Below are 23,783 nucleotides of genomic sequence, written 5' to 3'. Positions count from 1 at the left end.
GAGGTCAACCGGACCGACGAAACCCCGCAATTGCCGACGTCTCGCTCGCACTGTCTCTTTCACGACAAGTCCCCTACCCCGGCCTTGACGGGATCACTCGGAGAGGTGTCCCCTGGCCACGGAGAGTTCTACCAGCTCCAGCGCGTACGCGCCGAGGGAGGCCGATCCCTCCTGGATGATCCGCACCTTCTCCCTGACCTCGCCGGCCGTCACCTTGAACAGCGGCCACGTGCCGCCCTCGGTGTGGTGGTTGGCCAGGATCGGTGCGAACCGGTCGAGCGCCTTGGCGAACCTGGCCTCCGGCGTCTGCCTGGCCTCGAACTCGTCCCAGAGCTCCCGAAGCCGGGCGCCCTGCTCCGCGGGGAGCAGGCCGAAGATGCGGTCGGCCGCGGCGGTCTCTGCGGCGGCCTGGGCGGCGACCGCCACGTGGTCGTAGACGAAGGTGTCGCCGGCGTCGATCTCGACCAAGTCGTGCACGAGTAACATCGCCACCACCCGCTGGAGGTCCGTTCCGGGCGGGGCGTGCTCGCCGAGGACCATCGCCAGCGTGCCCACGTACCAGGAGTGCTCGGCGGAGTTCTCCCGCCGCGACCCGTCGATCAGATGGTTGCGGCGGATGATCCGCTTCAACTTGTCGATCTCGACGGCGAACGCGATCTGGGCGTACAGGCGGTCCTCTTCTGGCGCGATAGTCACGCGCGACACCCTAATGTGCGGTGATCACCCCGGTTGGTGAAATCGTGACCGGAACTCCGTTGAACACTGCGTTACCACTTGGGATATCCAGGGCGGATTCGTCCGTCAGCACGTTCGTGTTGACACCGGCGTGTTGGGCCGCCACCTGCTGCGTGCTGCCCGCGTGCCCCCAGCCGTGCGGGAGGCTCACCACGCCGGGCATGATCGTGTCGGTGGGCTCCAGCGTCACCGTGAGACTTCCGGCGGCCGAGGTGACCACGGCCTGGCCGGTCAGGCCCAGTCTGGCCACGTCGGCGGGGTTGATCTGCAGCGTGCAGGTGTTGGTGCCGCCGACCAGCGGGCCCACGTTGTGCAGCCAGCTGTTGTTGGAGCGCAGGTGCCGCCGCCCGATCAGCACGATGTCCGGCGGCTCCGCCGCCAGCCCGCCGCGCAGGCGCTCGACGTCGTCGAGGAGCTGCGGCGGGGCCAGCTCGATCACGCCGGAGGCGGTCTTCAGCACTTCCGGCAGCCGGGGCTCCAGCGCGCCGAGGTCCAGGCCGTGCGGGTGGTCGAGCAGCTTGCGCAGCGACAGGTCGCCCTTGCCGGCCCACTCGCCGTACGGGCCGAGCCTGAGCATGAGGTCCAGCCTGCGCTCGGCGCCCGTCTCGCCCTCCAGCGCGGCCCGCAGCGCGGCCACGTCGTGCCCCTCGACGCCGGAGCCGGGCGTCTGCACGGCCTTGCGCAGCATCTTGCCGATCAGGAACTCGTCCAGGTCCGCTGCCGGCCCTTCCAGGCCGGACGCGATCACGGCCAGCCTGGCCAGGATCCGGGCCTCGCTGGGCCGTCCGTCCAGCGGCAGCGCGGGGCGCGAGTAACGGGCGTAGTTGCGTACGGCGAACCCGAGCAGCGCGAAGTCGTAGTGGCCCGACTGCAGCACGCGCGGCGGCGGCAGGATCACGTGCGCGTGCCGGGTGGTCTCGTTCAGGTACGGATCGACGCTCACCATGAAGTCGAGCCCGGCGAAGGCCGCCTCCAGCCGGTCGCCGTGCGGCGCGGACAACACCGGGTTGCCCGCGATCGTGACCAGCATCCTGACCTGGCCCTCGCCCGGCGTCTCGATCTCGTCGGCCAGCGTGGCCACGGGCAGCTCGCCGTTGGCCTCGGGCAGCCCCCGCACCCGGCTGCGCCACCGGCCCACCGCGTACGGCCGCCGCCGCGCCCCGAACTCGGTCGCCGGCTTGGGGAACATGGCCCCGCCCGGCCGGTCGAGGTTGCCGGTGAGCACGTTGAGCACGTCCACGAGCCACTGGGCCAGCGTGCCGAACTCGGTCGTGCACGTGCCCATCCGGGCGTACACGGCGGCCGTACGCGCGCCGGCCAGCTCCCTGGCCAGCCGGACGATCGTCGCGGCCGGCACGCCGGTACGCCGGGAGACCGCCTCCGGCGGGAAGTGCTTGGCCGCCTCGCGCACCTCGGCCAGCCCGTTGACCTCGTGCCACGGCCTGGCCAGGTCCTCGGCGAACAGCGTGTGCACGATCCCGAACAACAGGTACGCATCCGAGCCCGGCCGGACGAAGACGTGCTCGTCGGCCAGCGCCGCCGTCCTGGTCCGGCGCGGGTCCACCACGACGAGCCTGCCGCCGCGCCGGCGCAGGGCCTTGAGCCGGCCGGGGAAGTCGGGGGCGGTGCACAGCGAGCCGTTCGACTCCAGCGGGTTGGCGCCCAGCATCAGCAGGAAGTCGGTCCGGTCCAGGTCGGGGACCGGGACGGCCAGCGGGTGGCCGAACATCAGGCCGCTGGCGACGTGCTTGGGCATCTGGTCGGCGGTGGCGGCGGTGAAGACGTTCCGGGTGCCGAGCGCCTTGACCAGCGGCCCGGCGTAGAGGCCGCCGGCCATCGTGTGAGCGTTGGGGTTGCCCAGGTAGACCGCCACCGACCGGCGTCCGTACCGCTCGGTGACGCGGGCCAGCCCCTGCCGGACGGCCTCGAACGCCTCCTCCCAGCTCGCCTCGCGCCACTGGTCGCCCTCGCGGATCAGCGGCATGCGCAGGCGGTCGGGGTCCTCGTCGAGGCGGCCCAGGCTGGCGCCCTTGGGGCAGATGAACCCCTTGCTGAAAGGGTCGTCCCGGTCGCCGCGGACGCCGGTGACGTGGCCGCCGTCGTCGAGGGTGAGCGTCAGGCCGCAGACGGCCTCGCAGAGGGGACAGGTGCGGTGGACGGTCGAGGTCATCGCGACTCCTGAGTTCGCCAGGTGAACTCATCTTGGCCCGTCCCGTGCGCATGGGAAAGCCCCGGGAGCCCCCGCGGTCCCCGGGGCCGTTCCTAGGGAGATGTCCCGCTTTCCCTAGGTCATCGGACGACCTGCGGCAACGCCAGCGGCGTGCGCGGATCGTGCGGCTCCTCAAGGTCGGACCGCAGCGGCGTCCAGGAGCGGCGGCCGTACAGGCGCTCCAGGCCGGGAGCGGTCGCGCCGGGCAGCTCGTCCCGCCGGACGATCTCCACCAGCAGCAGGTGGGCCCGGTCGCGGTGCCTGTGGACGGTCGCGCTCCTGGCCCAGCAGGCCGCCGCGATCTCCTCGGCGTACGCGTCGAACTCCTCGGCCGAGATGCTCGCCCGCGTCATGACCAGCGCCTTCTCGCCCCTGGTCGACGGCGTGATCCAGAGCACCAGCGGGATGCGTCCCGACCGGGTGTGCATGGTCGTCTCCAGGCAGACCCGCTGCAGGCGGTGGCGGGAGACCACACACCAGAAGTGGGCGAGGGCCCGGTTGCGGCCGGTCCTGGTGGCGGCGGGCACGGAGACGGCGCTGCTCAGCAGGACGAACGGCACCCAGTGGCCGCCCCGCGCGGCGCCCAGCAGAGCCAGGACCAACAGCCCCAGCCCGCCGAGCACCATGAGCTCGCTGCGGACGCGCCAGATCCGCGTCAGCGGGCCCCCGCCGCCCGCGCCCGGGAGGTCCTCGACGGCCGGGTAGATCTGGTTGCGCGGGTTCCTCGACACGTCAGGACACCTCCTCGGGCACCCGTGACGCCACCGTGAGCTGGTCGAAACGCGGGTCGCGGTAGGCGCGGGCGCCGAAGCCCGTCCTGGTGACCGTCCAGCCCCGGTAGATGGCGAACTCGTCCGGCTCCATGCAGATCTCGCGGTCCGTCCATGCGATCAGATCCCGGATCCGGGACTTGATTCGGCCGAGCCCCTTGGTACCTTGTGAGTACATAGAAGACCCCTTTCGCGGCATTTCCAGAGGTGGCTTCTTCGCCGGGTCGCAGGTCGGGTCCCGTCCCGCCGCAGGGTGGCAGCCCATATGCGGCGAACGCGGATCCGGTCTCGGCCCGGCAATTTCTTCGTGCTCCGATGAGCGACACGCTTTTCAGGCGATGGGACGGTCCTTCCGGCAAGCGGCCTCCCTTGGGTGGACATTCGTATCCGGGACGGCTCCGTTGCCGGTGAGGCGGCCCTCGCGCGGGCGCCCGATCGTGAGCGGAGAGCCCGACGTGCGGGGCCGTTTCGTCATCCCGGCCTCCCCTCGTCGGTCGAGAACCCTCCTGGCTCGATCGTCCTCCGCGTTCGGTGATGCTGCAATACATCGAGCAAGGGAAGAATTAAGTTTCTTCGCAGATTGCCGTTCCAGTTGCTGTGCAAGTTGCATGCGTTCTGTCAGGGCGCAGGAGACCTTCGGGACGGCCGTAAATCCTCCCCCTGACCTCTATACCTACGTGAAGCCTTGTCTTGCTCCCACGCTCTCTCCGTGAAAGCCTTCGGGCAACCCCATGCGGCAGAGTTCGTGCAAGTTGCAGTGTAAGATTGAGTGAACGGCCCACAAACCGGGTTGCCAAACGATCCGTTCCCGCCACACCTTCATTCCCGACAAGGAGAGTGGACGGTGCCATCGCAGCAGGGCAGTCCGACAGTGCGCAGGCTCCGCCTAGGCCAGGAGTTGCGCCTCCTTCGCGAACGACGGAAGTTCACCGGGGCCCGGGCGGCGCGCGAGCTCGGCTGGTCGGCCAGCAAGGTCAGCCGCATCGAAGCCGCGAAGACCATGCCCAGCGCCGCCGACATCAAGGCGTTGGGTGAGCTCTACAGCCTCGACGGCGACAGACTTGACGAACTCTTCGGCCTCCTGCGAGATGCGGAGCAGCGTGGGTGGTGGGAAGATTATGAAGACTCCCTTCCCGAGGAGTACATCAGGCTTCTCGGGCTGGAGGCGGAGGCGACGGTTCAGCGCAACTGGGAACCCCAGTTGGTGTCCGGTCTCCTCCAGACCGAGGACTACGCGCGAGAGGTCATCCTCTCCGCGCGCGGAATCGTCCGGATCACGCACAGCGGCGTGCGCAGTCGCGTCGAGGCCCGCCTCGACCGGCAGCAACGGGTTCTGCACCGGCCCGATCCATGCCACCTCAACGTGGTGCTCGACGAAGCGGTGCTGATGCGGCGCTTCGGGGAGCCCTCGGTCATGCGGGAGCAGATGGAACACCTCATCGAGGTCTCCCTGTTGCCGCACGTCAACGTCCGGGTGTTGCCGCTGGACTCGCTCCATCCGGTCAATACCGGGGCGTTCATTCACCTGAAGTTCACCGGTTTCGACGATGTCGTCTATTTGGAGCACTTGTACACTGCTCACTTCGTAGAGGACCTCGAACGAGTCGCCGGCTATGAGAACGCTTTTGACCACATGTGGGCAGAGGCACTCGACGAGGACGAATCCCGCGTACTCATCCAACGCAAAGCCATGTTGTGGCGACGCTAGAGCGCGCGGTCCCAGTAGGCGGGCAATGGGGCCTGCCTATACCTTTTGGGGAGAAAATGCACACCACTACTACGATCCGGGCCTGGCGGAAGAGCAGCTTCTGCAACGGAGCGTCTTCTTGCGTCGAGGTCGCACCTCTGGGCGACGGCAACGTCGCCCTGCGGGACAGCAAGGTGCAGGACGGCCCGGTGCTCGTCTTCACGCCGTCCGAGTGGGCCGCCTTCACGGCCGGCGTGCGCGACGGTGAGTTCGATCTGGACTCCCTGGCCGCCAGCGCGTGAAAAGCGGCCCTGGCGCGTTGGTGGCACAACCTCTAGCCCAGGGCCGCTCCGGACGAGGCCGAGACGGCCGCGACCGTACTTCGGTCGCCCAGCTTGTGAGCAGTGAAGACGCCTGCATCATCGCATGAGGATCACCCGGGTGATCAAGGTCTGCGCCCGCCCGGGGTGACGAACGTCCCTGGCCCTTGCGCCGCCGAGCCCCAGGGCCCCTCCCTCCCCGAAGCCTCGCGTACGCCCGTGCACCGGTCCGACGGTCAGCGCGTGGCCCGGCGGCGGATCAGGAAGAGGCTGCTCAGGCCTGCCAGGACGGCCAGGCCCGCCATCGCGACGGCGGCCATGAGGGAGGCCGAGACGGTGCCGTGGCCCTGGCTCAGCGAGATGAACAGGGTGCCCACGGTCGAGACGCCGATGACCTGGCCGAGCTGCATCACGGTGAGCAGCGCGCCGCTCGCGTCCGCCGCGTACGCGCCGTCCACCTGCTCGGTCGCCATGTTGGTCACCGCCACCTGCACGCCGAGCCCGGCGCCGATGAGGGCGCTCATGACGGCGTACAGGACGCCGCCGTCGGCGGCGAGGCCGAGGCCGAGGTAGGCGGGCGCGGCCACCACGTAGCCGACCGGGACGAGCGGGCGCTGCAGCCCCGCGGGCAGCCGCGGCCACAGCAGGCCGACGATGCCGAAGGCGAGCGCGCACGGCACCAGCATCATGCCCGAGCCGAGCGGGGACAGGTGCAGGTCGCCCTGGAGGTGCAAGGCCGAGGTGAACAGGAAGGCGCCCCACGTCGCCGGGCCGAAGAGCAGGATCGCCAGGCCGGGACGCATGCCCGGCGCGGCCAGCACCTTGGCGTCCACCAGCGGGCGCCCGCCCCGGCCGGTCACCCAGCGCTCGACCCGGACGAACGTCACGAACATCACGACACTGAGCCCCATGGACACCCAGCCCCAGACGGGCCAGCCCAGGTCACGTCCGAGCACCAGCGGCACCACGAACAGCAGCACGGCCGCCGACAGGGTCACCAGGCCCCACGGGTCGAGCCCGGTCCTGCCGCCGCCCTCGTCGGCGGGCAGGGCGCGGAACCCGATGCCGAGCAGCACCGCCCCGACCGGCACGAGCACCAGGAACACCACCCGCCAGCCGGCGCCGAAACCGAGCAGGATGCCGCCGAGCGCCTGGCCCACGACGATGCCGCCGCTGATCACCAGTGACCAGAGCCCGATCGCCCGTCCGCGGGCCGCGCCCTGGTAGTTGCGCTGGATCAGGGTCAGCACCTGCGGCATCATCAGGGCCGCGCCGGCGCCCTGGGCGAGGCGGAAGCCGATCAGCCAGCCCGTCGAGGGCGCGAGGCCGGCGCCGAGCGTGGTGAGGGTGAACACGGCCAGACCGCCGAGGAAGGCGTTGCGATAACCGAAGAGGTCGCCGATCCGGGCGCCGGTGATCAAGAGGACGGCATAGACAATGGTGTAACCGGCGACGATCATCTGCAGCCCCGCGCCGGAGGAGTGCAGGTCCGCCTCGATGGTCGGGGTGGCCACGTTGACGATGTTGACGTTGAGGATGGCCAGGAACTGCCCGACGAGGATCACTGCGAGGAGCAGACCGCTGGCCTTGGCCCTGTCCGGTGGGGTGACCTGGACAGGAGAGGTGACAGTGGCGGATTCGGTCATGTGTTTCATTATTGTGCGAATCCGATACCAGTAACGAGAGTCCCTTTATACTGGTATTGGCGGCACCTGGATAAGTGTGCGCGGATGCCCCCATAGTGGAGGTGTGACCGTGACCGAGGCAAGACGTACGGATCTGGCGGCGTTCCTCCGGACCCGCCGGGCGCGCATCACGCCCGAGATGGTGAACCTGGCGCCGGGCCCCCGCAGGCGTACGCCGGGGCTGCGCCGCGAGGAGGTCGCCCAGCTCGCCGGGGTGGGCGTCACCTGGTACACGTGGCTGGAGCAGGGCCGGCCGATCAACGTCAGCGGCCAGGTGATCGACGCCGTCGCCCGTACGCTCATGCTGGACAACGCCGAGCGTCAGCACCTCTACCGGCTCACCGGCCAGGCCGAGCCCCCCGCCGTCGCCGACGCCAGCCGCATGCCGCCCGAGATGCAGGGCATCCTCGACCAGCTCGGCGACATGCCCGCGTCCGTCACCAACAGCCGTTCTGACGTGCTGGCCTGGAACGCCGCCTACGCCACCCTGTTCCCGCACGTCGTCGGGGCCCCGGACGGCGAGCGGAACTCGTTGTGGCAGACGTTCGTCAACACGCGGGCCGCGACCACCCTCGTCAACCGCGAGTCGGAGCTGCCGCGCGCGGTCGCGGTCTTCAGGGGCGCCTACAGCCGGCACGCCGACGACCCCTGCTGGCAGGACTTCGTGCGGCGGCTGAGCGCGGAGAGCGCCGAGTTCGCCCGCATGTGGGCCAGGCAGGACGTTGCCGAGCCGGGCCCCCGCGTGAAGGTCTTCAAGCACGAGGTCGCCGGTGACCTCCGCTTCAGCACGACCAGCCTGAACGTCTCCGCCACCCCGGAGACGCGGCTCATCGTCTACAGCCCCAAGGACGACGCCACCAGGTCCGCTTTGACCTGGTTGATGGGTACCAAGTCCTAATCTGCCGCCCATAGAATGCTCGATCCGTAAAAGTCTGGATCGAGCGGAAATGGCGGTAGATGAGACTCCCCCGTGTCCTACCGGTGCTGGTCGTCGCCGCCTCCCTCGCGGCATGCTCGTCGGCACCTGACAAAGAGCCGCAGAGCAAGCAGGTCGAGCAGCAGGCGGCCGGGTCGCCGAGCTCGAAGCCGAAGCCCGCGCGGCGGCCGTTCACCATCTCCTTCGGCGGCGACGTGCACTTCGAGGGCGTGCTGCGCGGCAGGCTCGCCAACCCGGGCACCGCCCTCGGGCCCATCGCGAACGTGCTGCGCAAGGCCGACCTGACGATGGTCAACCTGGAGACCGCCATCACCACGGCCGGGACGCCCGCGCCCGGCAAGCAGTTCACCTTCCGCGCGCCGGCGACCGCGTTCAACGCGCTCAAGGCGGCCGGGGTGGACGTCGCCTCCATGGCCAACAACCACGGCATGGACTACATGGAGAGCGGCCTGGCCGACTCGCTGGCGGCCATCAAGCGCAGCAAGTTCCCGATCGTGGGCATCGGGGCGAACGCCGCGCAGGCCTACAGACCCTTCCGCAAGACGGTGAACGGCAACCGGGTGGCGATCATCGGCGCGACGCAGGTGCTCGACGCCGAGTTCATCCAGTCGTGGACGGCCACGGCCGACAAGGGCGGACTGGCCTCGGCCAAGGACGAGGCGAGCCTGCTGAAGGCGGTACGCCAGGCGCGCAAGAACTCCGACACCGTCATCGTGCACCTGCACTGGGGCACCGAGATGCAGAAGTGCCCCAACGAGGCCCAGCGCTCGCTCGCCCCCAAGCTGGTCGCGGCGGGCGCCGACGTCGTGGTCGGCGGGCACGCGCACATCCTGCTCGGCGCCGGGTACCTGGACAACGCCTACGTCAGCTACGGCATGGGCAACTTCGTCTTCTACAACTCCACCCCGGGCACCACGGGCAGGACGGGCGTGCTGACGTTGACGATCAACGGCCGCAAGGTGCTCAAGGACCAGTGGACCCCGGCCACGATCCAGGGCGGCATCCCCATCCCCATGACGGGCACGGCCAGGACCCAGGCCGTGAACGACTGGAAGGCGCTGCGCACGTGCTCGGGGCTGGCCGCGCGGCCATGATCGATCCATCCTCTGGACAGCCCGTCCAATAGGAGGTCGCCATGCGGCAGATGTCCCACTTCATGCGGCACGGCGGGCGGCGCGACGTGCTCGGGCGGCTCGCCCGTTCCTGGCACATCGGCGCGGCGCGGCGGCGCTGATATCGCTCGAATTGAAGATTATTCGCGAAATATCGTCTCGCAATATAGTGTGCCGGGATTGTGCCGAACAATATGACGGTCCCCATCGGGGAACGTTTATCGAACATATCATCGGCGGGGTGTTATCCAGGGCCGCATCCCCAGTCGGCCGCGCCGGGCCGTCAGCCGTACGCGCTGGGCCGCGGGTCGCGGGCCGGGCCGGATTCGGCGCGCCGACCAGTACGGAAATTCGGTTATGCCGGCCCGTGGATTTCGCCACGGACGACGCGGCGGACAGTCATCCGAGAAATCCCGCAAATGAGTAGGTAACGATCGTGCAGACGAGAGAAGATGAATCCGTGTCTTCGCCGCAAATGGATGATGACTGCGTCCACCCCAAAGCTCTCCGGCGGCAGCCGGCCCAACGCCGCAGCGCCCGGCGCGTCGAGCGCATGCTCGACGCCTGCGCCGAACTCCTCGACGAGACCGGCTACGAGGCCCTGTCCACCACCCGCATAGCCGAGCGGGCAGGCGTCGCGATCGGTTCGGTCTACCAGTTCTTCCCCGACAAGCGGGCCATCACCCAGGAGCTCACCCGGCGCAACGTCGAGCAGTTCGTGGCGCGGGTGGGGCTTCGGTTCATGGAGGAGGAGTACCGCGGCTGGTGGGAGGCCGTCGACGCGATCATCGACGAGTACGTCGACATGCACCGCACGGTCCCCGGCTTCCGGAGCCTGCACTTCGGCGACGTCGTCGACCTCAACCTGCTCGACTCCGACTCCGAGAACAACACGGTCATCGCGGGCAGGCTGCGCGGCCTGCTGCTCAAGGAGTTCGGCCTGGCCGACAGCGAGACGCTCGACCTGGCCGTGCTGGTCGCGGTCGAGGCCGGCGACGCGGTGCTCAAGCTGGCCTTCCGGCGCGACCCCGCCGGCGCGCCCGACATCATCGACGCCGCCAAGCACCTGATGCGGGGGTTCCTGTCGCGTCAGCTCAAGTCGTGGTCGCCGCACGTGCTGACCGAGGGCGAGGTGGGACGCTGACCGAGATCTGGGCATGACAGCGACGAGCGATCGTCACTGTCCGTCACGGGTCTTCCGGAGGTGAAGATGAACGATCTTCCGCCGTCCGCCTTCAAGCGCAGTGCCCCCTTCGACCCCCGCCACAGGCGTGGGCCGGTCCGCGTCGCGCTCGGGCTCGCCCGGGCCGTGCGGTCCGTGGTCGCCGGCCGGATCACCGGGCCGTACCGGCGATGACCGGCCGCCGGGCGCCGGGCGCGGCCCGCTGCCGCGCCTCGGGCACCTGCTGGATGCGCGGCGTCACCGGCGTACGCAGGCAGGGCAGGGGGAACGACACCGGCCGGACGTCCCGGGCCTGCCGGACGTCGAGCCTGGCCTGCAGCGCGTGCAGGTTGCGTTCGGCCGTGCGGATCGCCTCCAACCGGGCCGACAGATACCCCGCCACGCCGGGCCCGAGGGCCGAGAGAACGACGGCGCAAGCCAGCGTGAAGGTCATCTGCCTGGACATGCCCATTACAGCCCCCTCCGCCCGCGTACCGCAAAGCATGCCGTATATGCCCGCTGACCTGCACATACACGCGCAGCGTGACCAGCCTTGGACGAGACGTTGCCGAATTTGCATGTGACCGGCGATGCGCATTGACCGGGCAAACCGCCTGGCGGCTCGGTAGTCTCGCGGGTGTGGCGCATGTGACCCGAGAGCACCTTGATCGTCTGCTGGAGCAGGCCCTGCTGGCCGACGACCACAGTTCCTTGGCCAGTCGGCTTTACGACGTCGCGCTCGGTTATTCGTCCGGCGACGTCTCCAGGGCGTCCATCCTCGTCCTCGCCGCCGAGGAGTGGCGAGCGGCGGGACAGCCCGCACGCGCGATGGAGTGTTTCCAGCGCGCCGTGGAGGACGGCGGCGACGCGGGCTTCGACCCGCGCGCGGGCATCGCCGACACCCTCTTCGAGCTCGAACGGCCCGACGAGGCCCGGGAGCTCATCGAGACCATCCGCGCGGAGGGCGACGTCTCCACGGCGACGGCCCACACCATCGCGGAGACCCTGGTCGCCTACGGCGATCTGCGGGGCGGCCTCGAATGGGCCACCCAGGCCGTGCTGGGCTGCGAGGAGGGCGACCCCGAGCAGGTGGCGCTGCTGCGGACGCGATACCGGATCAGGGTCGACCTCGGCCTTCCGGAGGACGAGCTCGACGAGCTCGTCTCGTAGTCGCGGGGGCCGGCCGGCGGGCCCCCGCGCGGGGCCCGGCTTGTCGCGTGCCCGCGAAGCCGGGCCGGAGGGGCCGCGACAGTGCGCGGCCACGGCCCCTCCGGTTGAGGAAGCCGGGCGCGGCAGGCACGACCCGCGCCCGGACACATTGGCTCAGTGCAGGTCGAGACCGGGCAGCAGGCGGCTGAAGCCGTCGATCGCGGGGTAGCCGCCGGGCAGCGCCGACGCGCCCTCGATGCTCTCCACGGCCCTGGGCAGCAGGTTCGAGATCAGATCGCCGCCGACCTCCCGCACCGGCTGCCGCGCCCGGCCCGGCGACTTCGCGGCGCGGGCCGAGGCGGGGGTGGTCGGCCTCTCGCCGAGCGTCGTCTCGGCCGGCACCCGGGCCGCGACGGGCGTCTGCGGCAGCGCGGGGAGGGCGGGCAGCGCGGGCACCTGAAGCGTCGTGGCCAGATCACGCATCCCGCTGTTGCCGGAGGCCGCGGGGAACAGCGCGGGCGAGGCGCTGTTCAGCGACGGCATGCCCCACGTGGCCCCGACGCCGCCGAGGTCGGCCAGCGGGCCCATGGCGGACCTGGCGGCCGCCAGACCCGTCAGGCCGAGCCGCCTGGCCATGTCACCGGCGGCCATGGCCAGCTTGCCGACCTCCTCGGTGACGACCCGGTGGCCGTTCGTCCTGCCCTCGTTGAGCTGGAGCTTGGCGTGGCCGTCGCAGTACGAGGCGACCGCCTCGGATCGCGGCCGGCAGGTGTCGGCCACCGCAGGACCGGCGACCGGCCAGGTGACGCCCACGGTCAGAACGGCCACCGTGAGGATGCTTCGGATCTTACGAGATGACACCGCACGTCCCTCTGATCGGAATCGGTGATCTGACGAACGCCGAAGCTAGCCATGTGTCCGGCCGGGCGCGTGCGGCTTGTCCGAAGGGTGGCGGGAACCTTACCCCGCGGCGACGGGATATGACCCTGGCATGACATGCCGGAGCCCGGAGATCCGCGGGGATCTCCGGGCTCGATGGCACCGCCTCAGCCGCGCTGGATGAGCAGCTCGTCGTCGCCGAGCTCCACCCTGACCTTGTCGCCGTCGGCGATCTCGCCGGACAGCACGGCCTTGGCCAGCTTGTCGCCGATGGCCGACTGGACCAGGCGGCGCAGCGGGCGGGCGCCGTACAGGGGGTCGTAGCCGGTCAGCGAGAGCCATTCGCGGGCGGCGGGGCTGACCTCCAGCGTCAGGCGGCGGTCGGCCAGACGCTGGGCCAGGCGGTCGACCTGGAGGTCGACGATCTGGGCCAGCTCCTCGGAGCCGAGCGCGTCGAAGAGGATGACGTCGTCGAGCCGGTTGAGGAACTCCGGCTTGAACGAGCCGCGCACCGCCCCCATGACGGCCTCGCGCTTGGCGTCGTTCTCCAGCTTCGGATCGACCAGGAACTGCGAGCCGATGTTGGAGGTCAGGATCAGGATCGTGTTGCGGAAGTCGACCGTGCGGCCCTGGCCGTCGGTCAGCCGGCCGTCGTCGAGCACCTGGAGGAGGATGTCGAACACCTCCGGGTGCGCCTTCTCCACCTCGTCCAGCAGCACCACCGTGTACGGCCGCCGCCGGACGGCCTCGGTGAGCTGGCCGCCCTCCTCGTAGCCGACGTAGCCGGGAGGCGCGCCGACGAGCCTGGCCACGCTGTGCTTCTCGGAGTATTCGCTCATGTCGATGCGGGTCATCGCCCGCTCGTCGTCGAACAGGAACTCCGCCAGCGCCTTGGCCAGCTCGGTCTTGCCCACACCGGTGGGCCCGAGGAACAGGAACGAGCCCGTGGGACGGTCGGGGTCGGCGATGCCGGCCCGGCTGCGGCGCACGGCGTCGGAGACGGCCTGTACGGCCTGCTGCTGGCCGATGAGCCGCCGGCCCAGCTCCTCCTCCATCCGCAGCAGTTTGGCCGTCTCCGCCTCCAGCAGGCGGCCGGCGGGGATGCCCGTCCAGGAGGAGATGACCTCGGCGATGTCGTCGGCGCCGACCTCCTCCTTGACCATGGCGTTGTCCGGCGGCGCGGCGTCGGAGGCGGCCTGGAGGGCCTGCTCCAGCCGGGGCACCTCGGCGTACATGAGCCGGGAGGCGGCCTCGAAGTCGCCGTCGCGCTGGGCCCGCTCGGCCGCGCCCCTGGCCTCGTCGAGCTGCTTCTTCAGCTCGCCGACCTTGTTGAGCCCGGCCTTCTCGTGCTCCCAGCGGCCGACGAGGGCGTTGAGCTCCTCCTGGCGGTCGGCCAGCTCCTGGCGCAGGCGGTCGAGCCGCTGGACCGACGCCTCGTCGGTCTCCTTCGTCAGGGCCAGCTCCTCCATCTTCATGCGGTCGACGCTCCGCTGGAGCTGGTCGATCTCCACGGGACGGGAGTCGATCTCCATGCGCAGCCGCGAGGCGGCCTCGTCGACCAGGTCGATGGCCTTGTCGGGAAGGAAGCGGTTGGTGATGTAGCGGTCGGACAGGGCGGCGGCGGCGACCAGCGCGCCGTCGGCGATCTGCACCTGGTGGTGCGCCTCGTAGCGGCCCTTGAGCCCGCGCAGGATCGCGATCGTGTCCTCGACCGTGGGCTCGCCCACGTAGACCTGCTGGAAGCGGCGCTCCAGCGCGGGGTCCTTCTCGATGCGCTCGCGGTATTCGTCGAGCGTGGTCGCGCCGATCATGCGCAGCTCGCCGCGGGCCAGCATGGGCTTGAGCATGTTGCCGGCGTCCATGGCGCCCTCGGCGGCCCCCGCGCCGACGACGGTGTGCAGCTCGTCGATGAACGTCACGATCTGCCCGTTGCTCTCCTTGATCTCGGAGAGGACGGCCTTGAGACGCTCCTCGAACTCGCCGCGGTACTTCGCGCCGGCCACCATCGCGCCCAGGTCGAGCGAGATCAGCCGCTTGTTGCGCAGCGACTCGGGCACGTCACCGGCCACGATGCGCTGGGCCAGGCCCTCGACGACGGCGGTCTTGCCGACGCCGGGCTCGCCGATCAGCACCGGGTTGTTCTTGGTGCGGCGGCTGAGCACCTGGACCACGCGGCGGATCTCCGAGTCGCGGCCGATCACCGGGTCGAGGCCGCCGCCGCGGGCCCGCTCGGTCAGGTCGACGCCGTACTTCTCCAGCGCCTGGTAGGTGTCCTCGGGCGTCTCGCTGGTGACGCGGGCGTGGCCGCGTACCTTCTCGAAGGCGTCGAGCAGCGCCTGCGGGGTCGCGCCCTGCGCCTTGAGCAGCTCGGCCATCGGGCCGCCGTCGGCCGCCAGGCCGACGAGCAGGTGCTCGGTCGAGACATAGAGGTCTTCGAGGCGGTTGGCGTGCTGGGCGGCGGTGTTCATGACGGTGAGCAGCTGCCGCGAGCTCGACGGCGCGCCCACTGTCGCGCCCTGAGCCTTCGGCAGCGCCGCGAGCTGCTCCTCGACGCGCGCCCGCAGCGTGCGCCAGTCGGCGCCGACCGCTTCGAGCAGCGGCACGGCCGTGCCGCCCGTCTGGGAGAGCAGCGTGGAGAGCAGATGGGCCGGAGAGATCTCCGGGTTGCCCTCGGCGGCGGCGCGCCGCATGGCACCCGAGAGAGCTTCCTGGCTCTTCTGGGTGAGCTTGTAGTCCATAACCTAGGCCCCCGGTGGCAGCTCGTAGCGGATCAGCGCCCTGACCATCCGCATCTCGGCGCGCAGGCGGTGAACCTCCTCACGCAGCCGCAGAGCTTCGTTCTCGAGCTCGAGGATCCGCTTGATGCCCGCGAGGTTGATGCCCTCCTCCTGGGAGAGCCGCTGGACCTCGCGGAGCTGGATGATGTCTCTTGTGGAGTAGAGGCGGCCGCGCCCGGCGGTGCGGCCCGGGCTGACCAGGCCGAGCCGGTCGTACTGGCGCAGCGTCTGCGGATGGAGCCCGGAGAGCTGCGCGGCCACCGAAATCACATAAACAGGCGTGTCGTCGGACAGGTCGAAGTAGTTGGCGTCCATCGGCTACTCGCTTCTGGCTCGCTGAATGAGATCGGCGCGCGGGTCGTCGCCCGCGGTCGCGGTGTTGAACTCGGTGAGGAGCTCGCGCGACTTGTCGTCGAGCGTCTTCGGCACGAGCACCTCGACGCTGGCGAGCAGGTCACCCTTGGTGCCGTCCTTGCGGGTGACGCCCCTGCCCCGCACGCGGAACGTGCGGCCGTTGGGCGTGCCCGCCGGGACGCGCAGGGTCACCGGCATGCCCTTGAGGATCGGCACCTTGATCTCGGCGCCCAGCGCGGCCTCCGAGAACGTCACGGGAACCGTGATCGTGAGGTTGTCGCCCGTCCGGCCGAACACGTGGTGCGGCTTGACGTGCGTCAGGATGTAGAGGTCGCCGGCCGGGCCGCCGTTCTCGCCCGGCGCGCCCTTGCCCTTGAGCTTGACCCGCTGCCCGTCGGCCACGCCGGCGGGGATCCTGGCCTGGATCGTGCGGGTGCTCTTGGCCCGGCCGTTGCCCTCGCACACGGGGCAGGGGTCGTCCACGAGCAGCCCGCGGCCCTTGCAGTCGCGGCAGGGCTCGGAGAAGGCGAAGTTGCCCAGGTTGCGGCTGGCCGCGCCGGTGCCCTCGCAGGTGGGACAGACCCGGGGGGTCGTGCCCGCCTTGGCGCCGGTGCCGCTGCACGCGGTGCAGGCGGCCGAGCTGGTCAGCCTGAGCGAGACCGTGGTGCCCTCGACGGCCTCGGTGAACGAGAGCGTGACCTCGGACTCGACGTCCTGGCCGCGGCGCGGTCTGGTCGCGCTCGTCGTGCGGGCGGAGCCCCCCGCCCCACCGCGGTTGAACAGCCCGCCGAACAGGTCGCCGAGCCGCTCACCGGCGCCCCCGCCCTGCTGGCCGGCGGTGCCGCCGAACAGGTCGCCGAAGTCGAACGGGAAACCGCCACCGCCGGGGCGCTGTCCGCCCACCCCGGACCCGAACAGCGTGCGCGCCTCGTCGTACTCCTTGCGGCGCTTGCTGTCGGACAGGATGTCGTACGCCTCCGAGACCTCCTTGAACTTGGTCTCCTTGGCGGCGTCGCCCTGGTTGGTGTCCGGGTGGTACTGCCTGGCCAGCTTCCGGTACGCCTTCTTGATCTCGTCGGCGGTGGCGGTCTTGGGCACACCAAGGACGGCGTAGTAGTCCTTTTCCAGGTAGTCCTTGGTGCTCATCTACGGCCCTTCGTCCTTTGTCAGTTTGCTTCGTCGTCATTGGACGCGGGAGGAGCGTCCTCGGGCTCGGCCACCGCCACCCGCGCCGGGCGCAGCACCCGCTCGCCCATCCGGTAACCGGGCTGCAGCACCTCGATCGCGGTGGGCTCGGTCACGTCGGGCGAGTAGCTGTGCATCAGCGCCTCGTGGACCGTCGGGTCGAACGGGTCGCCCTTCTGGCCGTAGGCGCTGAGGCCCAGCTTGGTGAGCACCGACTCCAGCGACTCCGCCACCTTCGCGAAGCCACCGGTCAGCTCGCCGTGGTCACGGGCCCGTCCGATGTCGTCGAGCACAGGGAGGAGCTCGGTCAGCGCGCCGGCGACGGCCTGCTCGCGGACCGCGACCCTGTCGCGCTCGACCCTTCTGCGGTAGTTCGTGTACTCCGCCTGGAGGCGCTGGAGGTCGGCGGTCCGCTCGGCGAGCTGGGCCGCCAGCTCACCGTCGTGGGCCGCCGCCGGCGCCTGCTCGGCGGGCGCCTCGGGCTGCTCGCCCGAGGTCTCCCGAACCTCGCCCGTCTCCGGGTCGATCTTGCGCTTGTCGCGGATCACCGGCTCCTCGTGCCCGTTGTCGCGCGCCGGCATCACTGGTCCTTCTTCGGCTGGTCTTCGTCGACGATCTCGGCCTCGACCACGTCGTCGTCGGCCTTGGCGCCCTGACCGGCCGAGGCGTCCTGCGGAGCGCCCTCGGGGCCGGCCTGCTGGCCCTGGCTCGCGGCGTAGATGGCCGAGCCCATCTTCTGGCTGACCGTGGCGAGCTTCTCCGCGGAGGTGCGGATGACGTCGGTGTCGGTGCCCTCAAGAGCCTTCTTCAGCTCCGCCAGGGCGTCGTTGACCTCGGTCTTGATGTCGCCGGGGACCTTGTCGTCGTTCTCGCGGAGGAACTTCTCCGTCTGGTAGGCCAGACCGTCCGCGTTGTTGCGGACCTCGGCCTCCTCGCGGCGCTTCTTGTCCTCCTCGGCGTACGACTCGGCCTCGCGCATCATGCGCTCGATGTCGTCCTTCGGCAGCGCGGAGCCGCCGGTGATGGTCATCGTCTGCTCCTTGCCCGTGCCCAGGTCCTTGGCGGAGACATTGACGATGCCGTTGGCGTCGATGTCGAAGGTGACCTCGATCTGCGGGATGCCGCGCGGCGCCGGGGCGATGCCGGTCAGCTCGAAGGTGGCCAGCTTCTTGTTGTACGAGGCGATCTCGCGCTCGCCCTGGTAGACCTGGATCTGCACCGACGGCTGGTTGTCCTCGGCCGTGGTGAAGACCTCCGAGCGCTTGGTCGGGATCGTCGTGTTGCGCTCGATGATCTTGGTGAAGATGCCGCCCTTGGTCTCGATGCCCAGCGACAGCGGGGTCACGTCGAGCAGGAGGACGTCCTTGACCTCGCCCTTGAGCACGCCGGCCTGGAGAGCGGCGCCGATGGCGACGACCTCGTCGGGGTTGACGCCCTTGTTGGGCTCCTTGCCGCCGGTCAGCTCGCGGACGAGCTCGGTGACGGCGGGCATGCGGGTCGAGCCGCCGACGAGCACCACGTGCGCGATGTCGGAGACCTTGATGCCGGCGTCCTTGATGACCTGGTGGAACGGGCCCTTGGTCCGCTCGAGCAGGTCGGCCGTCAGGCGCTGGAACTCGGCCCTGGTCAGCTTCTCGTCGAGGTGCAGCGGGCCCTCGGAGGAGGCGGTGATGTAGGGCAGGTTGATGTTGGTCTCGGCCTGGCTGGACAGCTCGATCTTGGCCTTCTCCGCGGCCTCACGCAGGCGCTGGAGGGCCATCTTGTCCTTGGCGAGGTCGACGCCGTGGGCGTTCTGGAAGCGCTTGACCAGCTCGTCGACGACGCGCTGGTCCCAGTCGTCGCCACCGAGGTGGTTGTCGCCGGAGGTGGCCTTGACCTCGACGAAGCCGTGGCCGTCCTCCTGGCCGACGTCGAGCAGCGAGACGTCGAAGGTGCCGCCGCCGAGGTCGAAGACCAGGATCGTCTGGTCCTGCTCCTTGTCGAGCCCGTAGGCGAGGGCCGCGGCGGTCGGCTCGTTGATGATGCGCAGAACGTTGAGGCCCGCGACCGTGCCGGCCTCCTTGGTGGCCTGGCGCTGGGCGTCGTTGAAGTACGCCGGGACGGTGACCACCGCGTCGGTGATCTTCTCGCCCAGGTACGCCTCGGCGTCCTGCTTCAGCTTCTGCAGCACGAAGGCGCTGATCTGCTGGGGGGAGAACTTCTTGCCGTCGATCTCCTGGGACCAGTTGGTGCCCATCTCGCGCTTGACCGAGCGGATCGTCCGGTCAACGTTGGTGACGGCCTGCCGCTTGGCGACCTCGCCCACCAGGACCTCGCCGTTCTTCGCGAAGGCGACCACGGACGGCGTGGTCCGCGAGCCCTGCGCGTTGGCGATGACGGTGGGCTCACCGCCCTCGAGGATCGAGACGACGGAGTTGGTCGTCCCAAGGTCGATACCTACCGCACGTGCCATGAGTACGTCCTTGTAGTCAAAGTTGAGTCGGTTGGACTCAAGCTACGGATTCGTGTCGTCTTTGTCAAACGACTTGAGCCTACCCGACTCAACCCCTGTGAGCGTGCCAGCATTCCCGACAATCGGGCACCAAACCGGGATTCGCCACAACCCGCGTAACGGGGACGGGCGCTCGGTGGTTCCACCCGATCAGCAGCGAGCCCGGAGTCCATGAGGGCGCCGGAGGACGTCGCGGCGCTGCACGGCGGGGAGGAGAGCTGCACGCCCGCAACCGCGAGCTGGGCTCCGAGTGGTCGTTCGAGCAGTTCCTGACGTACGGCCTCGGCCAGTTCGCCCACCCTGCCCAAGGCCGGGGCCGCGGGGGACGTGACGTGCCTGCCGGGAACGGCTGGACCGACGTGCGCCCGGCCGTTCCCGAGGTGCCGGAGCTTCGGACGCTAGGGCTTCGCGCCGTCCACGAGCTTGCGCTTGCCGAGGGCGTGCTTGAGCTTGACGGTCGTGGTCTTCTCCACGGCCAGCATGATGCAGGAGACGTTCTTGGCCTTGGGCGACGTGCCCTCGTACAGGGTGATGGTGACCTTCTTGGCGGTCTCCTTGACCTTGACCTTGTCCAGCACGGTGCACGGCTCCACGCCCGACCACCAGGTGAGCCTGACCTGCTTGCCGCGTGAGAGGGCCGTGGCCTTGGTCCAGCGGACCTTGTGCACGTTGATGGCGTCGCCGGTGGGCTTGACCGGCTCGGGGGCCTTGCTGGGGGCGGTGGTGACCGGTGTCACGACGTGCTCGGCGGGCGTCTGCGGCAGCGGACGGGCGGCCGGCGGCGATGTGGCACAACTCGTCGCGAGCACCAGAGAACCGGCGAGAAGAGTCGCTGTCGTCATTGTGCGCATATCCATAAGACGAAAAGGGCAGGTCCGCGGTTCAGCGATATACCCGGGAAGTGGGCGGTTAGTGTGGGTCACGTGCTCCGTCAGGCAATGCTCGCCGTCTCCAAGAGCGAACGCGCCGAACGCGTCATCACCACATCGCCGCTGACCAGGGACGTGGTCAAGCGATACGTCGCCGACGACGTCGGCGAGGTCATCCGCGGGCTGGCCCACGAGGGCCTGCTCGTGACCGTCGACCACCTGGGCGAAGAGGTGACCGACAGGAGACAGGCCGAGGCGGCCGTGCGCGAGTACCTGTCGCTGCTCGACCGGCTGCCGCCGGGCAGCGACGCCTCGGTCAAGCTGACCGCGCTCGGGCTGCGGCTGTCGGAGCAGGTCGCGCTCGACAACGCGGCCACCATCTGCGAGGTGGCGGCGGCGCGCGGCATCACGGTCACGCTCGACGCCGAGGAGCACGACACGATCGGCGGCCTGCACTTCGTGCACGCCACCCTGCGCAAGGAGCACCCCGACGTCGGGATCGTGGTCCAGGCTTACCTGCCCGACGCGCTCGAACGCTGCGAGAAGCTGGCCGGCGCCCGCGTGCGGCTCTGCAAGGGCGCCTACACCGCCCCCGGCGCCTACAGCAGGCCGGCCGACGTGGACCGCTCGTTCGTGCGCTGCCTCAAGATCCTCATGGCGGGCACCGGCTACCCCATGATCGCCACGCACGACCCCAGGATGATCCAGATCGCCTCCACGCTGGCCGTGCTCGACGGCCGTGACGTCAACGGCTTCGAGTACCAGATGTTGTACGGCGTGCGCCCCGGCGAGCAGCGCCGTCTGGCCGGGCTCGGCGGCCAGGTGCGCGTGTACGTCCCGTACGGCGCCGACTGGTACGCCTACCTCATGCGCCGCCTGGCCGAACGCCCCCGCAACCTGGCGTTCTTTCTCAGATCGCTGCTGTCGCGGGGCTAGTAGGCTGGGCCGGCGTCCGTTCCCCTTCGAGAGGTCGAGATGATCGCGATTCTGGGCACCGGCAAGATGGGCGAGGCCCTGCTGTCCGGGCTGCTGCGCGCCGGGTTCAAGCCGGGCGACATCATGGCGACCAGCCGCCGTCCGGAGCGGGCGCAGGCGCTGCGCGAGACGTACGGCGTGCGCACGGTCGACAACGCCGAGGCGGCCAAGTCGGCCGACACCCTGATCCTGGCCGTCAAGCCCCAGGACATGGCGACCCTGCTGGCGGAGATCGCCCCCTACGTCCCGGCCGACCGCCTGGTCATCACGGCGGCGGCCGGCATCACCACCGCGTTCGTCGAGCAGCGGCTCGGCGTCGAGGTGCCGGTGGTCCGGGTCATGTCCAACACGCCGATCAAGTTCGACGAGGCGATGAGCGTGATCTCGGCGGGCGCGCACGCCGGCGAGGAGCACCTCAAGCTCACCGAGGGCCTGCTCAAGCCGGTCGGCAAGGTGCTGCGCATCCCCGAGTCCCAGCAGGACGCCGCGACCGCGCTGTCCGGCAGCGGCCCCGCCTACTTCTTCTACCTGGTCGAGGCCATGGTCGACGCGGGCATCCTGCTCGGCATGCCGCGGGCCGCCGCGCTCGACATGGTCACCCAGTCGATCGTCGGTGCGGCCGTGATGCTGCGCGACTCCGGGGAGCACCCGGTGATCCTGCGGGAGGCCGTCACCTCGCCGGGCGGCACCACCATCGCGGCCATCGCCGAGTTGGAGCGCCACAGCGTGCGCGCCGCCTTCCTGGCCGCCATCGAGGCCGCCCGCGACCGGGGGCGCCAGCTCGCCTCGGGCTGACCGGCGGCGGGGGAGCCCGGCCGCCGGGTGCGGCTCAGGCGTCCCGCCGCTGCAGGAGCACGGCCCCCGCCACCACCGCGACGGCGACCCACAGCGCGTAGACGCCGAGCCCGCTCCACGGCCCCAGCGGGTTCCCTGGCTGGTCCAGCACGATCTCCATGCCGGCGTTGGTGGTGAAGTGGTCGGAGACGGCCTTGCCCCACTCGCCGGGCAGCGCGCTGGTGAGCTGCGGCAGCACCATCATCAGCGCGATGGCCGAGACGATCGCGCCCGGCGTGTGCCGGATCAGCGTGCCGAGCCCCAGCCCGAACAGGCCGCAGGCGGTGAGGTAGAGCCCGGCCCCGAACACCGACTGCGCCGCGGTGCCCACGTCGACCGAGCCCGGCCGGAGGATCGCCACGCCGACGGCCACCGCGGCGGCCGCCGCGACGGTGGAGACGACCAGCGCCGTCACGGTGAACACCACGATCTTGCCGGTGAGCAGCTTCAGCCGCCTCGGCACGGCCAGCAGCGACGTGCGGATGCCGCCGGTCCGGTACTCGCTGGAGATCACCAGCACGCCCAGCGTGGCCATGGACAGCGCGGCGAACATGATGCCGGTCAGGCTCGTCATGACGGCCTGGTCACCGGTGATGGGCTGCCCGTCGGCCGTGGCCTTGGACGCGACCGACAGCAGCCCGCCCAGGCCGATCAGGAGCACGGCGGTGACGGCGAGCGTCCACACCGTCGAACGCACCGAACGGATCTTGGTCCATTCGGACCTCAGGATGTCGGTCATGACGAGTACTCCACACTGTCCTTGGTGAGCTCCATGTACGCCGCTTCGAGCGAAGGCTGCACGAACGTCAGCTCCTCCAGGGGGATCCCGGCCCGAGCGGTCAGGGTGCCGATCTCCAGCGTGCTCATCGCGGTGACGCGCAGGTGGTCGGGGTACAGGTCGCCCACCTTGACCAGGTCGGCGACCTCGGCCAGGCGCGGGGAGCGCACCCGTACGTAGCCCTGCGAGCTGCGCCCGATGAACTCCTGCACGCTCGTGTCGGCGATCAGCCGGCCCCGGCCGATGACGATCAGGTGGTCGGCCGTCTGGGCCATCTCGCTCATGAGGTGGCTGGAGACGAACACCGTCCGCCCTTCGGCGGCCAGCTTGCGCATGAACGTGCGGATCCACAGGATGCCCTCGGGGTCGAGCCCGTTGACCGGCTCGTCGAAGAGCAGGATCTCGGGGTCGCCGAGCAGCGCGGCCGCGATGCCCAGGCGCTGCGACATGCCGAGCGAGAAGCCGCCGATCCGCCGCCGCGCCACCTCGCGCAGGCCGACGGCCTCCAGCACCTCGTTCACCCGGCCCGCCGGGATGCCGTTGCTCTGGGCGATGGCCAGCAGGTGGTTGCGGGCGCTGCGGCCGCCGTGCACGGCCTTGGCGTCCAGCAGCGCGCCCACCTTGCGCAGCGGGTGCCGATGCTCCTGGTACGGCCGCCCGTCCACCAGCACGGACCCGCCCGACGGCCGGTCGAGGCCGAGGATCATCCGCATGGTCGTGGACTTGCCGGCGCCGTTGGGCCCGAGGAACCCGGTCACCTGGCCGGGCTCGACGTCGAACGACAGGTCCGCGACGGCATGGGTGGCGCCGTAGCGTTTGCTCAGGTTGGTTGCGCGAATCGCCGTCATGCCACCAAGCGTGCCGCCCGGGGCCTG

At 70.2% G+C, this 23,783-nt stretch carries 22 protein-coding genes and 1 pseudogene; 8 read left to right on the top strand and 15 right to left on the bottom strand.

The window, feature by feature from the left end; genetic code table 11:
- Positions 1 to 93 precede the first annotated feature (93 nt).
- From AB0J46_RS06825 to AB0J46_RS06810, 4 genes are all read right to left on the bottom strand, one after another.
- Entirely contained in the window at positions 94 to 705 is a 612-nt protein-coding gene (locus tag AB0J46_RS06825; protein WP_352319099.1) for an HD domain-containing protein, read from the bottom strand.
- Between the two features lies 1 nt (position 706).
- Positions 707 to 2,905, bottom strand: coding sequence for a molybdopterin-dependent oxidoreductase (locus AB0J46_RS06820; protein WP_364327418.1), 2,199 nt, complete (start codon positions 2,903 to 2,905; stop codon positions 707 to 709).
- Positions 2,906 to 3,024: 119 nt separating this feature from the next.
- Positions 3,025 to 3,675: a hypothetical protein gene (locus tag AB0J46_RS06815; RefSeq protein ID WP_364327415.1), complete on the bottom strand. Its 651-nt coding sequence runs from the start codon at positions 3,673 to 3,675 to the stop codon at positions 3,025 to 3,027.
- Between the two features lies 1 nt (position 3,676).
- Positions 3,677 to 3,892 carry a hypothetical protein gene (locus tag AB0J46_RS06810; RefSeq protein ID WP_358290371.1) on the bottom strand — a complete coding sequence of 72 codons (216 nt, stop codon included), beginning with the start codon at positions 3,890 to 3,892 and terminating at the stop codon, positions 3,677 to 3,679.
- A gap of 666 nt (positions 3,893 to 4,558) precedes the next feature.
- Between AB0J46_RS06810 and AB0J46_RS06805 the strand changes: the two genes are divergently transcribed.
- Positions 4,559 to 5,422: a helix-turn-helix transcriptional regulator gene (locus AB0J46_RS06805; RefSeq protein ID WP_364327413.1), complete on the top strand. Its 864-nt coding sequence runs from the start codon at positions 4,559 to 4,561 to the stop codon at positions 5,420 to 5,422.
- A gap of 56 nt (positions 5,423 to 5,478) precedes the next feature.
- Positions 5,479 to 5,703: a DUF397 domain-containing protein gene (locus AB0J46_RS06800; RefSeq protein WP_364327411.1), complete on the top strand. Its 225-nt coding sequence runs from the start codon at positions 5,479 to 5,481 to the stop codon at positions 5,701 to 5,703.
- Between the two features lie 254 nt (positions 5,704 to 5,957).
- Here the strand turns inward: AB0J46_RS06800 and AB0J46_RS06795 are convergent, their stop codons facing one another.
- Positions 5,958 to 7,367, bottom strand: a complete 1,410-nt coding sequence (locus AB0J46_RS06795; RefSeq protein WP_364327409.1) for an MFS transporter — start codon at positions 7,365 to 7,367, stop codon at positions 5,958 to 5,960.
- Between the two features lie 109 nt (positions 7,368 to 7,476).
- On the opposite strand from AB0J46_RS06795, the gene AB0J46_RS06790 reads away from it, so the two are divergent.
- The 3 genes from AB0J46_RS06790 (at position 7,477) to AB0J46_RS06780 (ending at position 10,599) form a co-directional block, all read left to right on the top strand.
- On the top strand, positions 7,477 to 8,304 hold the full coding sequence (locus tag AB0J46_RS06790) for a helix-turn-helix transcriptional regulator (RefSeq protein ID WP_364327407.1): 828 nt from the start codon (positions 7,477 to 7,479) through the stop codon (positions 8,302 to 8,304).
- Between the two features lie 59 nt (positions 8,305 to 8,363).
- Positions 8,364 to 9,437 (top strand): CapA family protein, encoded by a 1,074-nt coding sequence (locus AB0J46_RS06785; RefSeq protein ID WP_364327405.1) that lies wholly within the window; start codon positions 8,364 to 8,366, stop codon positions 9,435 to 9,437.
- A gap of 493 nt (positions 9,438 to 9,930) precedes the next feature.
- Positions 9,931 to 10,599 carry a TetR family transcriptional regulator gene (locus AB0J46_RS06780; RefSeq protein ID WP_364327402.1) on the top strand — a complete coding sequence of 223 codons (669 nt, stop codon included), beginning with the start codon at positions 9,931 to 9,933 and terminating at the stop codon, positions 10,597 to 10,599.
- Positions 10,600 to 10,789: 190 nt separating this feature from the next.
- Here the strand turns inward: AB0J46_RS06780 and AB0J46_RS06775 are convergent, their stop codons facing one another.
- Complete coding sequence (locus AB0J46_RS06775; RefSeq protein ID WP_358290353.1) at positions 10,790 to 11,083, bottom strand: hypothetical protein; 294 nt, start codon at positions 11,081 to 11,083, stop codon at positions 10,790 to 10,792.
- A 173-nt stretch (positions 11,084 to 11,256) separates the two neighbouring features.
- Between AB0J46_RS06775 and AB0J46_RS06770 the strand changes: the two genes are divergently transcribed.
- Positions 11,257 to 11,787 (top strand): tetratricopeptide repeat protein, encoded by a 531-nt coding sequence (locus AB0J46_RS06770; RefSeq protein ID WP_352357346.1) that lies wholly within the window; start codon positions 11,257 to 11,259, stop codon positions 11,785 to 11,787.
- Positions 11,788 to 11,940: 153 nt separating this feature from the next.
- On the opposite strand, the gene AB0J46_RS06765 is transcribed toward AB0J46_RS06770, so the two are convergent.
- From AB0J46_RS06765 to AB0J46_RS06735, 7 genes and pseudogenes are all read right to left on the bottom strand, one after another.
- Positions 11,941 to 12,594: a hypothetical protein gene (locus AB0J46_RS06765; RefSeq protein ID WP_364327398.1), complete on the bottom strand. Its 654-nt coding sequence runs from the start codon at positions 12,592 to 12,594 to the stop codon at positions 11,941 to 11,943.
- Positions 12,595 to 12,812: 218 nt separating this feature from the next.
- Positions 12,813 to 15,383, bottom strand: a complete 2,571-nt coding sequence (clpB, locus tag AB0J46_RS06760; RefSeq protein WP_358290347.1) for an ATP-dependent chaperone ClpB — start codon at positions 15,381 to 15,383, stop codon at positions 12,813 to 12,815.
- 72 nt (positions 15,384 to 15,455) lie between these two features.
- Positions 15,456 to 15,737, bottom strand: a pseudogene (locus AB0J46_RS06755) (helix-turn-helix transcriptional regulator); the annotation flags it as partial.
- A gap of 3 nt (positions 15,738 to 15,740) precedes the next feature.
- Entirely contained in the window at positions 15,741 to 16,922 is a 1,182-nt protein-coding gene (dnaJ, locus tag AB0J46_RS06750; protein ID WP_364327395.1) for a molecular chaperone DnaJ, read from the bottom strand.
- A gap of 20 nt (positions 16,923 to 16,942) precedes the next feature.
- The gene (gene grpE / locus AB0J46_RS06745; RefSeq protein ID WP_357966251.1) at positions 16,943 to 17,542 is read right to left on the bottom strand and encodes a nucleotide exchange factor GrpE; all 600 of its coding nucleotides are present in this window, start codon (positions 17,540 to 17,542) and stop codon (positions 16,943 to 16,945) included.
- Entirely contained in the window at positions 17,542 to 19,413 is a 1,872-nt protein-coding gene (dnaK, locus tag AB0J46_RS06740; protein ID WP_364327391.1) for a molecular chaperone DnaK, read from the bottom strand. Before dnaK ends, grpE begins: the two co-directional genes overlap by 1 nt.
- Before the next feature lie 437 nt (positions 19,414 to 19,850).
- Positions 19,851 to 20,294 carry a hypothetical protein gene (locus AB0J46_RS06735; protein ID WP_364327388.1) on the bottom strand — a complete coding sequence of 148 codons (444 nt, stop codon included), beginning with the start codon at positions 20,292 to 20,294 and terminating at the stop codon, positions 19,851 to 19,853.
- 81 nt (positions 20,295 to 20,375) lie between these two features.
- Here AB0J46_RS06735 and AB0J46_RS06730 point away from each other — a divergent pair, with 81 nt between their 5' ends.
- Both AB0J46_RS06730 and proC read left to right on the top strand, forming a co-directional pair.
- A complete protein-coding gene (locus AB0J46_RS06730) occupies positions 20,376 to 21,257 on the top strand; it encodes a proline dehydrogenase family protein (RefSeq protein ID WP_364327385.1) in 882 nt (293 codons plus the stop codon).
- Positions 21,258 to 21,296: 39 nt separating this feature from the next.
- Positions 21,297 to 22,091 (top strand): pyrroline-5-carboxylate reductase, encoded by a 795-nt coding sequence (gene proC, locus AB0J46_RS06725; RefSeq protein ID WP_352357328.1) that lies wholly within the window; start codon positions 21,297 to 21,299, stop codon positions 22,089 to 22,091.
- Positions 22,092 to 22,125: 34 nt separating this feature from the next.
- Here proC and AB0J46_RS06720 read toward each other — a convergent pair whose 3' ends face one another.
- Positions 22,126 to 22,869 (bottom strand): ABC transporter permease, encoded by a 744-nt coding sequence (locus AB0J46_RS06720; RefSeq protein ID WP_364327381.1) that lies wholly within the window; start codon positions 22,867 to 22,869, stop codon positions 22,126 to 22,128.
- Positions 22,866 to 23,756, bottom strand: coding sequence for an ABC transporter ATP-binding protein (locus tag AB0J46_RS06715; RefSeq protein WP_364327378.1), 891 nt, complete (start codon positions 23,754 to 23,756; stop codon positions 22,866 to 22,868). The genes AB0J46_RS06720 and AB0J46_RS06715 overlap by 4 nt, the downstream gene beginning before the upstream one ends.
- Between the last annotated feature and the right edge of the window lie 27 nt (positions 23,757 to 23,783).

Source organism: Nonomuraea sp. NPDC049758, from assembly GCF_040674635.1.
Classification (GTDB): Bacteria; Actinomycetota; Actinomycetes; order Streptosporangiales; family Streptosporangiaceae; genus Nonomuraea.
Note: the sequence above shows the minus strand (reverse complement) of the source record. Positions and strands in the feature narration are given on the sequence as shown.

Bases quoted from the DNA above. Each gene is read 5' to 3' on its own strand.
- AB0J46_RS06820 (WP_364327418.1), bottom strand. From the start codon at position 2,905: ATGACCTCGACCGTCCACCGCACCTGTCCCCTCTGCGAGGCCGTCTGC.
- AB0J46_RS06810 (WP_358290371.1), bottom strand. From the start codon at position 3,892: ATGTACTCACAAGGTACCAAGGGGCTCGGCCGAATCAAGTCCCGGATC.
- AB0J46_RS06800 (WP_364327411.1), top strand. From the start codon at position 5,479: ATGCACACCACTACTACGATCCGGGCCTGGCGGAAGAGCAGCTTCTGC.
- AB0J46_RS06795 (WP_364327409.1), bottom strand. From the start codon at position 7,367: ATGACCGAATCCGCCACTGTCACCTCTCCTGTCCAGGTCACCCCACCG.
- AB0J46_RS06785 (WP_364327405.1), top strand. From the start codon at position 8,364: ATGAGACTCCCCCGTGTCCTACCGGTGCTGGTCGTCGCCGCCTCCCTC.
- AB0J46_RS06780 (WP_364327402.1), top strand. From the start codon at position 9,931: ATGGATGATGACTGCGTCCACCCCAAAGCTCTCCGGCGGCAGCCGGCC.
- AB0J46_RS06775 (WP_358290353.1), bottom strand. From the start codon at position 11,083: ATGTCCAGGCAGATGACCTTCACGCTGGCTTGCGCCGTCGTTCTCTCG.
- clpB (WP_358290347.1), bottom strand. From the start codon at position 15,383: ATGGACTACAAGCTCACCCAGAAGAGCCAGGAAGCTCTCTCGGGTGCC.
- dnaJ (WP_364327395.1), bottom strand. From the start codon at position 16,922: ATGAGCACCAAGGACTACCTGGAAAAGGACTACTACGCCGTCCTTGGT.
- grpE (WP_357966251.1), bottom strand. From the start codon at position 17,542: ATGCCGGCGCGCGACAACGGGCACGAGGAGCCGGTGATCCGCGACAAG.
- dnaK (WP_364327391.1), bottom strand. From the start codon at position 19,413: ATGGCACGTGCGGTAGGTATCGACCTTGGGACGACCAACTCCGTCGTC.
- AB0J46_RS06735 (WP_364327388.1), bottom strand. From the start codon at position 20,294: ATGACGACAGCGACTCTTCTCGCCGGTTCTCTGGTGCTCGCGACGAGT.
- proC (WP_352357328.1), top strand. From the start codon at position 21,297: ATGATCGCGATTCTGGGCACCGGCAAGATGGGCGAGGCCCTGCTGTCC.
- AB0J46_RS06720 (WP_364327381.1), bottom strand. From the start codon at position 22,869: ATGACCGACATCCTGAGGTCCGAATGGACCAAGATCCGTTCGGTGCGT.
- AB0J46_RS06715 (WP_364327378.1), bottom strand. From the start codon at position 23,756: ATGACGGCGATTCGCGCAACCAACCTGAGCAAACGCTACGGCGCCACC.